Annotated in this window: 17 protein-coding genes; 2 read left to right on the forward strand and 15 right to left on the reverse strand. The window is 60.6% G+C overall.

The features are described from left to right. Positions 1–110: 110 nt before the first annotated feature. Positions 111–914 carry a hypothetical protein gene (locus tag KVG96_RS14500; RefSeq protein WP_217892765.1) on the reverse strand — a complete coding sequence of 268 codons (804 nt, stop codon included), beginning with the start codon at positions 912–914 and terminating at the stop codon, positions 111–113. 153 nt (positions 915–1,067) lie between these two features. Between KVG96_RS14500 and KVG96_RS14505 the strand changes: the two genes are divergently transcribed. Beyond that, positions 1,068–1,229 (forward strand): hypothetical protein, encoded by a 162-nt coding sequence (locus tag KVG96_RS14505; protein ID WP_217892766.1) that lies wholly within the window; start codon positions 1,068–1,070, stop codon positions 1,227–1,229. Between the two features lies 1 nt (position 1,230). On the opposite strand, the gene KVG96_RS14510 is transcribed toward KVG96_RS14505, so the two are convergent. Further along, on the reverse strand, positions 1,231–3,432 hold the full coding sequence (locus KVG96_RS14510) for a hypothetical protein (protein WP_217892767.1): 2,202 nt from the start codon (positions 3,430–3,432) through the stop codon (positions 1,231–1,233). Continuing rightward, a complete protein-coding gene (locus KVG96_RS14515) occupies positions 3,422–4,639 on the reverse strand; it encodes a hypothetical protein (RefSeq protein WP_217892768.1) in 1,218 nt (405 codons plus the stop codon). The genes KVG96_RS14510 and KVG96_RS14515 overlap by 11 nt, the downstream gene beginning before the upstream one ends. 22 nt (positions 4,640–4,661) lie before the next feature. On the opposite strand from KVG96_RS14515, the gene KVG96_RS14520 reads away from it, so the two are divergent. Continuing rightward, the gene (locus tag KVG96_RS14520; RefSeq protein WP_217892769.1) at positions 4,662–5,054 is read left to right on the forward strand and encodes a hypothetical protein; all 393 of its coding nucleotides are present in this window, start codon (positions 4,662–4,664) and stop codon (positions 5,052–5,054) included. 113 nt (positions 5,055–5,167) lie between these two features. On the opposite strand, the gene KVG96_RS14525 is transcribed toward KVG96_RS14520, so the two are convergent. The 12 genes from KVG96_RS14525 to KVG96_RS14580 are packed head-to-tail and all read right to left on the reverse strand — an operon-like array spanning position 5,168 to position 14,476. Beyond that, a complete protein-coding gene (locus tag KVG96_RS14525; protein WP_217892770.1) occupies positions 5,168–6,046 on the reverse strand; it encodes a hypothetical protein in 879 nt (292 codons plus the stop codon). Next, a complete protein-coding gene (locus KVG96_RS14530) occupies positions 6,043–6,453 on the reverse strand; it encodes a hypothetical protein (RefSeq protein WP_217892771.1) in 411 nt (136 codons plus the stop codon). The genes KVG96_RS14525 and KVG96_RS14530 overlap by 4 nt, the downstream gene beginning before the upstream one ends. Then, the gene (locus tag KVG96_RS14535) at positions 6,453–6,701 is read right to left on the reverse strand and encodes a hypothetical protein (protein ID WP_217892772.1); all 249 of its coding nucleotides are present in this window, start codon (positions 6,699–6,701) and stop codon (positions 6,453–6,455) included. Before KVG96_RS14535 ends, KVG96_RS14530 begins: the two co-directional genes overlap by 1 nt. A 46-nt stretch (positions 6,702–6,747) precedes the next feature. Further along, a complete protein-coding gene (locus KVG96_RS14540) occupies positions 6,748–8,193 on the reverse strand; it encodes a hypothetical protein (protein ID WP_217892773.1) in 1,446 nt (481 codons plus the stop codon). Continuing rightward, complete coding sequence (locus KVG96_RS14545; protein ID WP_217892774.1) at positions 8,190–8,795, reverse strand: phage adaptor protein; 606 nt, start codon at positions 8,793–8,795, stop codon at positions 8,190–8,192. Before KVG96_RS14545 ends, KVG96_RS14540 begins: the two co-directional genes overlap by 4 nt. After that, positions 8,792–9,079, reverse strand: coding sequence for a hypothetical protein (locus KVG96_RS14550; protein WP_217892775.1), 288 nt, complete (start codon positions 9,077–9,079; stop codon positions 8,792–8,794). The genes KVG96_RS14545 and KVG96_RS14550 overlap by 4 nt, the downstream gene beginning before the upstream one ends. Beyond that, positions 9,079–9,387, reverse strand: a complete 309-nt coding sequence (locus tag KVG96_RS14555; RefSeq protein ID WP_217892776.1) for a hypothetical protein — start codon at positions 9,385–9,387, stop codon at positions 9,079–9,081. The genes KVG96_RS14550 and KVG96_RS14555 overlap by 1 nt, the downstream gene beginning before the upstream one ends. 42 nt (positions 9,388–9,429) lie before the next feature. After that, positions 9,430–9,852: a hypothetical protein gene (locus KVG96_RS14560; protein WP_217892777.1), complete on the reverse strand. Its 423-nt coding sequence runs from the start codon at positions 9,850–9,852 to the stop codon at positions 9,430–9,432. Positions 9,853–9,908: 56 nt separating this feature from the next. Next, positions 9,909–10,832, reverse strand: coding sequence for a DUF5309 domain-containing protein (locus tag KVG96_RS14565; protein ID WP_217892778.1), 924 nt, complete (start codon positions 10,830–10,832; stop codon positions 9,909–9,911). A gap of 16 nt (positions 10,833–10,848) precedes the next feature. Further along, positions 10,849–11,850, reverse strand: a complete 1,002-nt coding sequence (locus KVG96_RS14570) for a hypothetical protein (RefSeq protein ID WP_225927411.1) — start codon at positions 11,848–11,850, stop codon at positions 10,849–10,851. A gap of 60 nt (positions 11,851–11,910) precedes the next feature. After that, positions 11,911–12,201, reverse strand: a complete 291-nt coding sequence (locus KVG96_RS14575) for a hypothetical protein (protein WP_217892779.1) — start codon at positions 12,199–12,201, stop codon at positions 11,911–11,913. Continuing rightward, entirely contained in the window at positions 12,188–14,476 is a 2,289-nt protein-coding gene (locus KVG96_RS14580) for a portal protein (protein WP_217892780.1), read from the reverse strand. The genes KVG96_RS14575 and KVG96_RS14580 overlap by 14 nt, the downstream gene beginning before the upstream one ends. Positions 14,477–14,478 lie beyond the last annotated feature (2 nt).

Consider the following 14,478-nt stretch of genomic DNA (forward strand, 5'->3'; position numbering starts at 1 on the left):
TTCCTGCATCCTGGAGAAGTCGAAGACCTCGCCATTGATGGTAAGGAAGGCGCCAGACTTGTAGACGGTCAACGTGTCGTCGCGGCGCTGAGGGCTAAGTATGATCTTCATCAGAACCATCTCCCGATAGCGATGCAGTCAAAATCGACGCCGTAGGTGGCGATATCGCCAACCACAAATTGAGCGAGACTGAACACGGAAACGCTCGCGCTTGTGCCTGTGCGTGCATAGGCGCTCGCCGCTGTTACCTGCTTGGCGGTGCCGAGCGTCCCAAGAAGGTTCGCCCCGACATACCCAAGTGCCGCAAAGGTGATAGGGAACGTCCAGGTGAACCCGATATTGGATGTGTTGAAGAACCCAATGCCGCCGGCGCCGAGCCTCCAGGCGATCATGGTTCCATCGGCGATCTTGATGCATGAACCATTGCCATTGGTGACGTATTCAATGACTGCCCCGGTTGGAGCCCCGGCGGTCTGGGAGACTGTCCCAACGATGTTCGACCTGTTGTAAGAGAACCCGACCGTCCCGCCGCTGTCACGCTTGTAGAACAGGCAGATCCAATTGCCACTGCCCATGCTCAGGAACTCGGCCGAGTCGTTAATGGCGGTGGTGATATTGGCCCCTGTCGGCAAGATCATCGAGGCGCCGTTATAGGTAAGGGTGAGCACCCCCGTGAATCTGACCGTCCTCCTGGCGCCTGCGGCTATGGTGCCGAAGTTGGTGATAGTCGTTGTGCCAGTGATATAGACCACGTTCGAAGTGGCCGCACCGATGTCGGTGGTCGCCCCGGACGCGATCGACTGCGGTGGCGCATCATTCATGGCGCCAGTGAGCGTGCCACCGGCAATCGGGAATTTCTGGTCTCTCAGGAGCGCGATGTAAGATGCATAGACCCTGAGATAGTCGTCGATCAAGGACGGCGATTCGGATCCCGGCGGGCTGTTGCTGCCTGCAGTCGTGGACAGATCGTTTATCGAAGACGGGAGCGGCATGTTTGGTCATCCCAATAAAAAGCCCGCTCAATGGCGGGCTCTAGTTGAATGATTCGCTACGCCCTAGAGAGATTTATGGACGAGCATTGGTTGAAGGCGATTCAGATGTCCGCCGTTTTCATCGGCGTGCAGCTGCTGGTCAAGCTGGAGGACTGGCTGACCGTTCTGGCGAAAAAGCACCTACCTAAAGGCAGCAGGATCAGGAAGATCGTCCTGATCAACCCCGACGAGGACTAGGCTACTGCTCCGAGAACCCAAGCAAGCCTGGCGCCGTGAAAAGCGGCAAAAGGCTTGGCTTCGGGTCTTTCGGGACGATCACCTTCAATGGCGGGTTCAGCGCCGAGCCGACGTCAGCCATCTGCTTGGCCTTGCCGGCGGCTGTGACCGTCATGTTCAAGAGCCCATGTGCAATCGGAAGCTTGGGCATGGCCTGGACGAACCTCAGCAGGTTAGGAACCGTGCTGGAGCCGGCAGGCTTCATTGGTGGGTTCATGATCGCCCCGCCAGCCCTGAGGATGCGCTGGTAGTCGCTCCAGCCGGCGTTGCCGAAAAGTTCCTTGCCTTTCTCTGGCCCGATCTTATCCAGCGCCTTCCGCATACCATGGATGGTGAACGAGCCGCCCGTCTCTCCCTGAAGCGTCGCTGAATCCCGGATGTAGGCCTGGGCCGCGCTGCGCAGCGAGCTCATGATCGGCACGCCTCTCTGGCTCTCAAGCTGGGAAAGGTCTTTCAGCTGGTCGACCTTCATCTTGCCGACGATGTCAGGCAGGTCTTCCGCAGCATAGTTTCCCTTCAGGATCTTCTCTATCAAAGGACTGGCTTCCTGGAAGCGGAAGCGATCTGCCGCTGCCGTGCGCGCAGCGCGGAAAGCGTCGGCGATCCCCATTGGGCCATCTGCGGCGGCCTGCTCGGCGCCCCCGGTTAACGGCCCGATCCCACCCTGATATGGAACGATGCCGCCTTGCCCTGGAGCTGGGGTACCTCCAGGAAGGAAGCGCCCCGGTCCTTCGATCATGCCGATATCCGATGGAGCCGGCTGGACACCTGGGGTCGCACCAGGGCGGAATCCCGGTGCCGGGTTGAAGGCCGCCGACTCGCCATTGTCGATGGCGTTGATCAGATGCCTTTTGACAATGTTGAGGGCCACCGCCTCGGCCTTGTCGTTCGTGCTGTAGATCCTGCCGTTCAGGGCCTGGAGCCGCTGCAGCGCAGTCCCCATGTCGAACGGCTCCTTGCCAGTGGTGGCCTTCTGAAACCAATTCAGGGTGTCTGCTGGCAGTTTTGACCCGAGCATCTGCTGGTCAAGTTCGGTGGAGGCATCATTGACGAACCTGTGCGGGTCGAGGGGAATGTCTCGCCCGGCAGTGTCGCGGGCTGCCTGGTAAAGCTTGTCGGCTTTATCCTTCAGGCTGGCATCGTAGTCGGTGATCGACTTTTGCAGGGTCTGCCCGCGCTGGTAGTCGGTCTCCATGCCGGCGCCCTTGCGGACGCCATAGAGCAGCGACTGATTGGCATCGACAAACCGCTTCTGGATCTGGTCGTCGACAGTGTTCAGGTTGTTCTCCATCCACCATTGCTTCGGATCGCGGCTGAGCCAGCCGCGCATTGGCTTAATGCCAAGAGAGTTGAAATCCGCCATGCGGCCCAGCTGGACGCCGTCAAGGTTGTCCACGTCATCCATCGACTTCTTGCCGATATCGACGATCTGATCCTTGATGGCCTGCGGCAGTGCCGAGAAATCGACACCCTTCCTGGAGAGCTTGGCAGCCACTTCCATCTCAATGGGCGCAGCCGGCTTCATCATGGCCTGGATGCCGCTGGCGACCTTGCCGATTCCTCGCCCTAGCGCCAGGCCTGCTCCACCCCCAGCGCCGCCAGCGAGGGTATTCGCCAGCCGGTCAGATATGTCGCCAGGCTGAGAAACAGCTCCGAAAGCTGCGCCGGCGCCGATAGCCTGTTTGTAGGTTGAAGGTTTGACCATGGCAGTGCCGGCGCTCTCCAGAAGGCCACCAGCGGTTTTCAGGCTAGGCATCATGCTGGCTGCCTTGGTCGCTCCCAACGCCTGGCCGCCGGCCTGAAGTCCGCGTCCGCCAAGGTATGCGAGGCCAACCTGCCCGCCGATGTTGCCGACAAGGCCCGCAGGATCTGACATCAGGTCGTCATCGGCCCCCGGCGCACGCTGCCACCCACGAGGCCAGATGACGCCGCCTAGGCCGATGCCTTCCATCAGGTCTGCGACCGCCTTGCCAGCGCCGAGCGTGCCCCGCTCAAGCCAATTCCTGCCAGCCAGACGATCTGGCGGAGTATTTCGCGCTGGTAATGCAGCGGCCGTCGCCGGAATAGCCGAGGCCGGATGCGCTTGGGCATCGTCCCAGACTATTCCAGATGGGTTGACAGCCGGCTCGTCATCCCACTGGATTGATCCTTGTTCAATCGCCATAACCGATGCTCCCGTCCGAGTATTGAACAACTCTACGTCCGCTGGCATCTCGCCCAGTACGCAATACTCTCACTTGAGGCATTGAAGCCGCTTGACTAGGCTGTGCATGGTTACGTGGAGACAACTTGTCTGCGCCACGGCCGGCCGGGATACGCATGTCCTGTTCAGTTTGGCGCCTGGCTTCAATTTTTTGCTGAATCACTTCCGGGCTATCCCCGACAACTGGAAAGAAGGTCCGAATATTGTTGTCGACTTCATCCGCTGTCGCCGCGGCTCCTGTCTTTGCCCGCAAATATGACTCAGCCCATTGGCGTTGAGTCTGGGCGACCTTTTGCGCCTCCGCCCCTGCAAACATGTTGGTGTATTGGCTGTTGGTCAGCGCAACACGCGCAGGCGATACCGACGCGCCAATCTTGTCGAAGGTGTTCGAAGCATCGCGCATTTGACTCAAATAGAGCGTGTTCTTGCCTTCCGCCTCCGTGAGTTTCGACGCGGTTCCATCTTGGAATGGCATGCCATTTTGTGTAACCACAGGAGTGGCTTGCCCGGTCCCCTTATCAACTCGGTAAGTGTTTCCGTCAGGCCCTGTAAAGATCTGCATGCGCTGTGCTTCCTTGTTGATGTTATTGGCATCGTCCAGTGCCCTGATATTGGCCCAACCGCGCGCATTGGCAGCCTGTTCTGACGGAGACATCGTGACGTTGAAAGCTTGCCCGGCAGTCGGCACTACGAACTGCTTCATGCCACCTTGATCAACCAGCTGCGGCGCCACGTATGAGTCGACGGCCTGGCCGACCGGGCGCCCATACTCGTCATACTGCATGGTCTGCTTGCTGCCGTTTGCGCCAGGTACTTCTATGGTGCGCGCAACCTTGCTCATGGCCGCATTCGGCATCTGCGCAAGCTTCATGATGTCTTCAGGCGTTGCGCCGACCTGCAGCGCCGTCTTGTAGTCGAAAGTTGGATTACCGTCGGCATCCTTACCGTACAGAGTCGGCAGCGTGTCACGCTGCAGCTGCAGCAACTGGGCTTTCTGGGCCTTCAAGGCATTGGCGTTTGCAGCTGAATAGCCAGCGACTCCGGAAAGCCCGGCGGCACCCAAAGTGTTGATCGGGCCGCCCCGGCCAGCGCTGGCGAGACCGCCAAAAGCTGCCGCAAGCAACCCCTGGCCTGCTGGGGTCTTAACGAAATCAAGAAGTCCGTCCATTTCAGCCTCGCAGGAATCGGTGTTGGGCGTTCATCTGCTGCCGGCGTGCGCGCAGGGGGTCTTGCGGGCCATCGGCGAGCGCGGCCATGGTTTCCGGGCCGCCGCCGACCTGTTGCATTGGGGCTGCCTGTGGCTGGCCCTGGCCACCGCCAAGCAGGCCTGCTGCCTGCATACCGGTAGACGCCGCATCCAGGAACGGTTTGGCCTGGGAGGCGAACTGGCCGGCCTGCTGGCCGAACGTACCGAGCAGGCCTGGCGAGGCCGCTGCGGATCCGCCGGCGGTGGTCGATGCCCCCATTGCGCCGCTGACAAGTGGCTGGCCAAGGCCATACCCTGCGCTCCCAGCCCCTGCCCCAGCGCCGGCCGCACCTGCACCGCCTGCAGCAGCACCGCCCGCCATGGCGCCCCCCAATAGGCCGCCTCCGGCACCCATGGCGCCACCGATGGCAGCGCCCTTCAGTGGGTTCTGACGGTTCGACATCGCGCCTGCGACGGCCCCGATTGCGATTGGAATCAGAAGTGGGAGCATTACTTGCCGCCTCCGGACGATTTGGTGGTCGAGGTCTGCCCAATGCCAGAGCCGAACACGCCGGACATGGCGGCGAGTTGCTTGTATGGCAGGTTCTGTTGATCCAGGAACGACTGGTATTGCGTGTCCAGTTGCTGCTGCTGGTTGTCCTGGTACATGTTGGCCGCGTTCATGAAGTTGTTGGCGACGTTCATGCCCTGACTCTCGTAACCCGGCGCAAGGCCGAGCATCTGGCTCTTCATCTGGTCGTTGCGATTGGCATAGTTCTCGGCCAACTGCTGTTGGGCGGTGTAATCCTGCATACGCATGTTGGACGCTGTATTGGCCAGGTTCTTGGTCAGGTCATTCAGCGAGTTCTGGGTCGCCGCCTGGTTCCCGGTATTGCCGAAGGAGCCGGAGTTGACCATCTGCGTGGTCAGTCCCGGGGCGATCGCATCGTTGTAGTTGCGGGTGATGTCGCCCATGGCTGCATCGATGTTCTGCTGCAGGTATGGGTTCGATCCGGAATACGGGTTCTTGGTGGCTGCGGATCCAGAGGTCAGGCCGGCGGTCACTGCGTTCCTGGCCGCATTCATGGAAGAATCGCCATTGTTGAAGATCTGCCCCAGCCTGGCGGTCGCCGAGTTCTGGAAATCGTTCATGCCGGCGACTTGCTGGCCCCAATATGGCTGGTATGGCTGGTTCGACAAGTCCATGGCCTTGGTAGCGTAGGCTGACGCAAGCGGCTTCAGCTCTTGAGGGATGGACTGGGTAGTCGTGCTCGAGCCTCCACCGCCCTTGTGCGGACGCAGCGCATCACCGCTGAACCGAGGGATCGCCCCAAATGCAGGTCCGCCGAATTCGGCGTCCAGATGTTCGTGCAGGGTATCGATGTTCACAGGTCGACCTCCAATACTTGATATACCGGCGCGAAACCGCAACGCTGCCGATAAAGACGCTCCTGGGCCGGCTTTGCTGCGCAGCGCAGCTTCAGGCATCCGAAACTGATTGCCATGCCGCGCAGCTCGTCGAAAAAGCTTTCGAAATGGCCATTGGGGGCATAGACCTCATAGACATATAGGACGCGGAAGTTGGGCAATTGCTCGACGCCGATCACCCCCCAACCGGCGATCGTTTCGTCATGGTCAAGACGCACCAAGGTGCGTTCACCGCGGCTGAGCATCATCTTCAGCTGGTCGCCGGTGATCTCCCCGCCGGATGTGGCGCAGGCCAGCCCAAGGTTATGGGCACCCTCCTTCCAGGCCACGTCGATATGGGTCTGCGGCACAACGATGATCTTGCTCATCAGTTCCCCGTGAGATAGCGGTTCTGAACCCAGGTGCCGGGCGTTCCAGAGACAACGCATGTCCACCCGGCGATGATGTATTTCGAGCCGGCTGTGCCGAGCTCTGTGGGCGCCGAGTTCTTCAGCGAGTCGCCCTGCATCCATGAGCCTGTGGTCGGAGCCGCGGTGCCGGCGGTGTAGAAAGCGGTAATCCGTCCTTCGGACAGAAGGTTGACCTGACTGGCATGCTCGCGCAGTTCGCGCTGCATGACCGGATCAGTTGTGCCGGCGCGCGGAGTCGTGTTCAGCCTCATGTCAGCGCATCCCCTGCGGCATTACCTCGGCATCCATGTGCGTGACCCGCACAGGCCCGACGAACGTGAACGTCGCCTTGTGCCAGCGCGCCGACTGCCGCAGGTCGAATTTCCCGTCCAGTACCGATCCAGTGGTGCCTGCGGTGAATCCAGCCCCAGAGTTCTGCTGCATGAACGTCTGCACCGTTGCGCTCATCGGCGCCTTGGCATAGCGCAGGCGGATCTTGTTGATGCATGACACCGCGTCATCATCGCCGACTTCGCCGGTGGTGAATGAGCTCCCAGTTGAATTCCCGGTCATGGCCTGCAGCTGATGCGAGTTGTTGAAGATCGACAAAGATTTGCCGCCGGACAGCCAGAACTGCGAATCAAAGGAGTACGGCGCCAACCCGTCGATGGTTGAAGAGATCGATGACAGGCCATCGATGGTGACGCCAGACGAAACATAGTTCAGGGCCGCTTCGATGCTTCTATTGGCAACACCCCATTTCCTAGCGTTGACGTGATAGACAAGCGCGGCGTCTGGGGTCTGCGAGCTAAGCGAAGGGTAAAAAATCCAGACCAGGTTCTTCTGCCGATCGAAGACGCAGATCGTCCTATAGCGGTAGGACGGATTCGAGTTGTCGAAGAAGAACTGCCGTACGAACCCATCGGCCACCGGCGCCGGCCGCGTTCCGTCGAAGATCCACATGTTGTCATCGCCGACGAAGAAATGCGCGCCGCCGATGTCGCAGATCGCCTCTTTGCCGATGCATCCTGCGTCACCGCCGGGCACCTGCAACCAGTTCCATACCGTAGGTGCCCCGACATACTGCCCCAAGTAGATTGAACGCTGCTTGTAGGCTATGGCGTATTCGCCGAGCCGCATGCCTGCCGTGAGGCGCCCGGCAGTCGCCACAAGCCTCCCTGCGGTAGCCTGAGTGGCCAGGCTTGGCGTCCACGATGTATCGTCGAAAGCCGCGCAGCACTGCCAGCCATCTGGCTTCTCTGAGCCGTCGTTTAGGTTGAGTGCCATGACGAACGAGCCGACGGTGAACAGGATCTCGGCCTTTGGCGCTCCTGACACGTCGGAGAAGGCTGCCCCTGTAGAACGCTGGATAACGTCCGCGCGGTTGGCGCACAAGGTCGCGTCTCCGAATTGGGTGATCGACCATCGGGTATCCACGCCACCGCTGTAGGGCGACGCGCGCGAAACGTCATTCCATGAACCTGAGGCGAGCTCGTAGAGCTTTGTCGCCGTGCCAGCGATGATGCGACGCGTATCATCAAGCTTCGCCACTACAGCGGCACCGATGCAGGAGGCAGCCAGCGCCGGCGTCCCGGCAGGCGTTGCAGGCTCAGGAGCGCCCTCCATCCCATTGAGGTATGGGATGAGGTTCGTGCAGTCGGAAACAAGCCCTGGCGTCGTCACGTCAGTATCCGGCGCAAAGCCTGTCAGTTGGATCATCGTGCGATGACCTTCATGGTGGAGCCGCTGTACCAGTCGATTCCGTTGATCCCATCGACCGCTTGCTGATAGAGCTGCCCCCAGGTCGCAAGGCGCGCGTCGTTCATCAGGAACGGCATGGCGGCCAGCAATGAGGCATAAAGATAAGCATTCGGCCAGCTCGCGAGCAGCCAATTGCTGGTGTTCGTGTCGGATAGCGCCGGCAGCCGCTGCTTGTAGATCAGTTCTAGCGAATACACCGCATCCGGGGTCGGGCCCAGCTCAAGCTGTCCACCGATGACGGTGAACACGACCGGCTGGCCGGAAGTATTCGCTGCATAGTCGATGCCGATCTCGTCCGGCGACCTGTAGGAAAGCGGCTGGTTGTACGTGCCGACGACCTGCAGCCTGCGCATATCCAGCATGTCGGTCGGCAGCGTGACGGTCTCTGTGCCGGCTACGGTGGCAAGCGTCGTCCTGGCCTCCATGCTGCGCGCATTCAGGTCGATGTTCAGCTGGGTTTCGGCCAGCGTGATGAGGTCTGGAATGATCGCGGACAAGTCGCTGCGGTTGAGCCAGGAAGCGACAGAGGCCTGCAGCTCTGCATAGGTCGTGATGCTCATACCTTGCCCTTCCAGACGCGGAACGCAGACAGATCAGGATCGTTCAGCATGCGGCGCATGTGCTCCTTGTTGCCGATGCACTCGTGGAACGTGATGTTGTGCTTGTTGCAGTAGTCCTCGATGATTACGAACGGGATGCTGGCGGCATGCTTCATCTCCGAACTGCCGTGCAGGCCGGCGTTGTGCAGCGCCTTCGTGTGCTCGGCGATCGGCGTGCAGTCCTGCGTGCGCTGGACAATCATCTTCCCGTCGTCGAAATGGAATTTCGTCTCAAGGTCGAGCATTACATGTTCTCCAATGGAGATACCTGCACAACGCCGGCAGACGTCACCTGAAGTGCAGCAATGTTCTTCAGGTTGGATACCGCGATGATCACGGCGTCACCTGGCTGAACCATCATGTCGGTGTTGACCGCAGTCACCGTGCCATTGCCGATGCGCACATATGCACCGGTGCTGGCCGTGATGCGGATGTAACGTGGCAGTTCGCCGCTCTGCGCATTCGGGATGGCTGAGCTGGCCGACGTTCCGCTGGTGGCGATGTTGACGCCCGTGGCGACGACCTGGATCGCGCCTTCGAAAGTGTTGCTCATGGCGAGCCTCCTCGATGGTTAGCGCCCCCACAGGGGCGCAGGTCAGGCCGGGTTGAGGGTCACGGTGAGGTTGCCGACTGCGGAAGTCGCGGTGCCGGTGAGGTCGTAGCAAAGCGAATCGCCGGCCGCCATCAGCAAATCGCTGGCGGTGGTCGACAGTGTCAGGGCCTGCTGGGCATTGGCGGTGCCGACGAGGTTGTAGCTGCCGGAATGCAGCGCGGTGCCGGAGGTGATTGCGGTGCCGCTCGGAACCTTGCGGATGACCGCGGTGCACGCGCCACCGGTGCCAGCCACGTCAACGCGGCCACGGATGGCCTTGACGGTGTACGGACGGTCGGCGGTGAAGATGGTGCAGTCGACGGTTGTGGCCAGGTAGTTCAGCGTCACCGGGATGAAGCCGCCATCGCCGTTCGCAGCACCCTCGATGCCGAGCGAGCTGTCCGCGTTCTGTCTGATCTGGGGCATTTTCGTTCTCCAAAAAGAAAGGGGAGCCGAAGCTCCCCATGGTTTTGCCGTCAGGATCAGGCCACGTCGTACACGGCGCCATTGGCTTTCGGGGCGCGGGCTTCGACAGTCCATTCCACGATCAACTCGCGCTTCTCGGCGTCGCCAGTCTTCGCCAGTTCCACGGTGCTGAATGGGCGAATGTAGCTGATCGCCCATTTGTCGGCCTGGAGCACGAACACGTCGTTGGCATCCTGGAAGCGCGAAGGGATGGCCTTCAGCTCACCGAAATCCGAGACGTACACGTCGACCGACGCATACAGCTTGGCGTCCTCGCCCTTGTCAAAACGGGTCGAGTTGCCGGTGAAGGTGGAGAAGGTCTGTTTTGCGGTAGGAGGCAGCAGGATCGAGTCAGGATCGCCGCCGGCGGTGAAGCATTTTTGCAGCACGTTCTTCAGACGAGCCTCGGTGAACGCCACGGCGGTGCCCTTGGTGCGGCCGGTGTTGCCGGTGTAGGACGCCAGGGTGCCACCATTACGGTCGACGTTGTCCACGACCCAACCAACAAGGCCACGAGATTGGCGCGGAGCGGTTGCCAGCACGTCGAGCTGGGTAGCGGAGCTCTCCATGTCGCGGCGCAGTTCCAGCGATGCCAGGCTAAGCTGGTAGGCCAGTTCGTTCTTGCGACCGGCGGGGTTCATCGCCTGCTGCGTGCCAGAGACGATCACGGTCTTGGTGGAGATCTGGGTGCGGTTGTTCAGGCGCACGGTCGGGGTCACGGTCTTCGCCGTTGCGTCGTCACCTTCCGCCTGGGCATTGTTGGTCACGGCAGCGGCAAGATCCTGAGTTTGCCACTCGTGCAGCGTGTTGGTCGCAGTGCCCTTCGATGCCAGCGAGATGAACGGCGTGGCGGTCGGCGATATACGGTAGATGGTATCGGTCAGGTCTTCCCGGTTGCCGATAGCGGCAGTCGTCAGGAACGTGTTGGTTGGTGCAGACATGATGATGTCTCCTGGGTCAAAGGATTTGTGCGAATACGGCGGCGGCATCCTCGACTCGGCCGGTCTTCGCAAGCTGCTTCACAGCGGCTGTGCGACCGTCCGGCTCGCCTTTTGCCGTCACGCCTGGCTTGACCACTCGCTGAGGGAGCTCCTGCACCTTCTTGGCTTGCACTTTGGCATTGGCCATCAGTTGGTCATAGAGCATCGCCTTACGCGCAATCAGCACGTGCCTGTGGTCGGCGATTGACGAAATCTCCTCATCACCGAAGCCCTGCTCTTGCAGGAATTTGGAGATTGAGGATTGTTCGGCTTTAGCCTTTGCGCCGTCCTTCCAGTCCGGGAGCTTGGCGAGAAGTTCTTCCCGCTGCTGGGTCAGGTAGTCTTGGTTGGCCTGGGCCTGTTCGGCTTGGAACTGCTCGGCGAGCTTGTGCTGTTCCGAAAGGTTGTGCTGGTACAGCGCTTGTCTCTGCTGAAAGAGATGCTGCTGCTTCAGGAACTCCATCGGATCCGACTCGCGAAGCGCGTTCCAGTCGATTTGGTTCTGCTGCTCGAGGACGCCTTCGAGTTGGATCGCCATGCGCTGGAGCTCGCCATGGTACTGCTGGCGCTCCTGGTTGGCTTTCTGCTTATCGGCGTCCGCTTCTTTACGCTGGGCTGCGGCCTCCATCGTCTTGCGGGTGTAGTCCGACTGACGCTGATAGCCGTTCTTCAGCTCGTCGAGGCTGACCTCGACTTCCTTCCCGTCGATCTTGACGGTGAACTTCGGTTGCTCTTCTTCCTGGCCGTCGTCGGCCTGATCCTCGACATCGTCGATCGGCGCATCTGCTGTGGCTTCAATCGAGGGCTGATGCTCCTCCTGACCCTGCTCTTCCGATTGCGCCTCAGGCTGCTGCGGCTCAAGCAAAGCAGCGAAGGCCGCAGCGCCTGAGTTCACGTCAAGCGCACCGCCAAGGTCGCCGCCATCGCCGGCTTCGCTCATCAGGAAATTGCCGAGCGAGCGATGAATGAACTGATTCATTGATTGTCCCCTGTGGGATTCATTTGCGAATGATTACGGAGCGGCCGGTGAGGATGGCCTTCAGAGCGGCAAGATCTCGCGCACTCGGTCGAGAGCGGACTTCTTGTGGATTCTCTCCACTTCCGCCAACTTGCCCGTCTCCAGGCTGCTCTGGAGCGCCGCTTTCAACTTGCGCAGCAGCTGCAGGGACAGGTAGATCTTTTCCCTTCCTTCCACGTCTCGCGCCGGTGATGTTTGCCATGCTTCTGTCAACTCCCGTTCGATGCCGTCGAAGGCCCGATTGAACTGCTCATTCTCCAGGCACTCGCGGGCGCGGTTGCCGTCGTATATCCGTTGCTCAATCGTTGCCATTACCGGCTCCGTTCTCTTCGAATTTCTGGGCTGAGCTCATCTGCGCAGCGCTCAAGGTGGTCTGCTGGCTGATCTGGGCAACGGCGATCTTGGTCTCGGCGTCAAGTTCTGCCTTCCATCGGTCGAAATCGAGCTGCATTGCAAGCTGCTGGGTCTTCTGCTCGTCCTTCAGCGCCTCGAGCTGGGCCTGCTGCTGGCTCTGGAGCGTCTTCTGGTCGGCCTCGACCTGCTGACGGTTGGCGTCCACCTGGGCCTGCATGCCCATGCGAGCCTGCTCGAGCTGCAGCTCGTGATTGCGCTTGGCCTCGTCGAGCGCCGCGGCGTGCTGCAGCTCCATCTGCTTGAGTTGGGTGCTCGCCTGAAGCTTCGCCTGCTCGATCTGCATCTGCGCCTGGGCCTTCATCTGATCAGGGTCAGGCTTGTCCTGCGGCGGCTGCTTGCTCGGATCCGTGAAGAATTTGTCGGCGTTCTTGAACCCGAGTTGCTTGGTTAGCTCGGTTGCCGAGTGATAGATGTTCTCCGGCGTCGCGATGCCGATCTGAAGGCCCTGCGCCTGCGCCTGGCCGAGCATGGTCAGGTGCTGGATCTTCTGATCCTTGTTGCCCATGCCGATGCCGACATTGATGCATACGTCGAACTGGTTGCTCCATTCGCGCGGGTCGATCGGCACCCACCCGCCAGTCAGTTTCACGATCTGCTCTTTCTGCTGGTACTGGCAGACAAGCTTCAGGATCAGCTTGAACAGGTCGACATAGCCCTCAGAAAAGTTGCGGGCGATCAGGTCGAGCCGCATGTCGGCGCGGTTGGTCAGCACATTGACGCCGGTCGCCGTGTCGTTCAGCGAACCCTGATCATTGCCTTGGCTGTACCGCGTCCAGCCGGTCTTGTTCTCCAAGTCCTGCTGCATGTACTCCATCATCTGCATGGAACTGCCAATATCTGGTGCGCCCTGGTCGAGACGGCCAACCGCTCCTGGTTGCTTAATCCGCACGACGCCACCCGGGCGCGAGGTAAGAAGGTCATCTAGGTTGACTTGGTTCTCCAAAGCGAAATACCGACCGTTGACGGCAAGGTACATGTTGTCGAGCTGGGCCCGGAGGATGCTGGTCTTGGTCTTCTGGCTCTCCATGGCCAGGTCTGCAATTGACAGGCCAAAGAACTCATGGGGCAGCGGTACTGGGGTGATCGACACGAACGGGACGACGTCCACCGCCTCGTTGTCCAGCAGTTCGTTGCCGGCCATCGTGACCTTGCGCAGCTCGGCGATGCCATCGCCGTCGAAGTCGCAACGCATATAGGCCTCCAGCACCCAGATGAGCTCCTGGCTCTCTTCGGTCTGGCCGTAGTTGTCCGCGTAGGCGTTCTCGTCGTTCCAACTGCGGCGCTGGATGCGCTCGTAGTTCATCGCGGCGCCGGCGTCCTGTGAGGTCAGCTGCTCGACGTCCTTGTAGCCCATGGATTTCAGTTCGGAGCGGGTGCGCTGCACGCGGTGGCCAACGAAGCGGGCCAGTTGGATGTCGTCGCGGGCATCCCGGGAGATCAAGAACTCCTCCGGCGGCACATTGTCGATGCAGACCTTGCCGCCAGACTTGGTGCGCTTGCAGACGACGTCATAGACCATCTTGGGAGGCTGCGACTCGATCATCTTGATCTGCTGCTGCACCTGCGGGGCCGACTGCGGCTGCGCCTGGGCCTGCTGCAGAAGCTGCATGATGGCCTGCTGGCGCTGCTCCATGTCATCCTCGTCGATCGAGGTGGAGCTTTCGGTGATCTCTATCTCGTCGTCTTCGGTCAGGTTGACCAGTTCAACCTCTGATAGTCCGCGGTATTCCTCGCGCGTCTCTTCGGTGCGCGTGTCCCACCAGACCTTGACGATGCCGTTCTTCTGCAGCAGCGCGTCCTTCATCCAGGTGTACGCGATGCGGTGTCCGTTGTTCTTCTTGTAGAAGAGGTAATTGACGTATTCGGTGGCCTGCTCGGCCTTCTGCTCATCGCCAGGCTTGGTCGCCTCGAACTCGGCCACGGTGTCAGAGCCGACGAACGTCACCATCAACTGAGGCAGCATGGATTCGATGGTATCGCGCACGTCGGTGGACACGACAGAAGAGCGCCCGTCGATCTCCGGCGGCGACAGATCGCCAACCGGCATGCCGAGGTAGTAGTACATCGATTTCTGCCGCGCATTGCTCAGCTTCGACGACGAATACCCAAGCGCCTGGCGCATCTCGGCCCCGACCAGGGCTTTGAGTTCGTCCTCGGTCAGACCCTTTGCCATGT

Source organism: Pseudomonas ekonensis, assembly GCF_019145435.1.
Lineage (GTDB): Bacteria > Pseudomonadota > Gammaproteobacteria > Pseudomonadales > Pseudomonadaceae > Aquipseudomonas > Aquipseudomonas ekonensis.

Bases quoted from the DNA above. Each gene is read 5' to 3' on its own strand.
- KVG96_RS14570 (WP_225927411.1), bottom strand. From the start codon at position 11,850: ATGAATCAGTTCATTCATCGCTCGCTCGGCAATTTCCTGATGAGCGAA.
- KVG96_RS14505 (WP_217892766.1), top strand. From the start codon at position 1,068: ATGGACGAGCATTGGTTGAAGGCGATTCAGATGTCCGCCGTTTTCATC.
- KVG96_RS14540 (WP_217892773.1), bottom strand. From the start codon at position 8,193: ATGATCCAACTGACAGGCTTTGCGCCGGATACTGACGTGACGACGCCA.
- KVG96_RS14515 (WP_217892768.1), bottom strand. From the start codon at position 4,639: ATGGACGGACTTCTTGATTTCGTTAAGACCCCAGCAGGCCAGGGGTTG.
- KVG96_RS14510 (WP_217892767.1), bottom strand. From the start codon at position 3,432: ATGGCGATTGAACAAGGATCAATCCAGTGGGATGACGAGCCGGCTGTC.
- KVG96_RS14545 (WP_217892774.1), bottom strand. From the start codon at position 8,795: ATGAGCATCACGACCTATGCAGAGCTGCAGGCCTCTGTCGCTTCCTGG.
- KVG96_RS14560 (WP_217892777.1), bottom strand. From the start codon at position 9,852: ATGCCCCAGATCAGACAGAACGCGGACAGCTCGCTCGGCATCGAGGGT.
- KVG96_RS14565 (WP_217892778.1), bottom strand. From the start codon at position 10,832: ATGTCTGCACCAACCAACACGTTCCTGACGACTGCCGCTATCGGCAAC.
- KVG96_RS14550 (WP_217892775.1), bottom strand. From the start codon at position 9,079: ATGCTCGACCTTGAGACGAAATTCCATTTCGACGACGGGAAGATGATT.
- KVG96_RS14535 (WP_217892772.1), bottom strand. From the start codon at position 6,701: ATGCAGCGCGAACTGCGCGAGCATGCCAGTCAGGTCAACCTTCTGTCC.
- KVG96_RS14575 (WP_217892779.1), bottom strand. From the start codon at position 12,201: ATGGCAACGATTGAGCAACGGATATACGACGGCAACCGCGCCCGCGAG.
- KVG96_RS14580 (WP_217892780.1), bottom strand. From the start codon at position 14,476: ATGGCAAAGGGTCTGACCGAGGACGAACTCAAAGCCCTGGTCGGGGCC.
- KVG96_RS14530 (WP_217892771.1), bottom strand. From the start codon at position 6,453: ATGAGCAAGATCATCGTTGTGCCGCAGACCCATATCGACGTGGCCTGG.
- KVG96_RS14555 (WP_217892776.1), bottom strand. From the start codon at position 9,387: ATGAGCAACACTTTCGAAGGCGCGATCCAGGTCGTCGCCACGGGCGTC.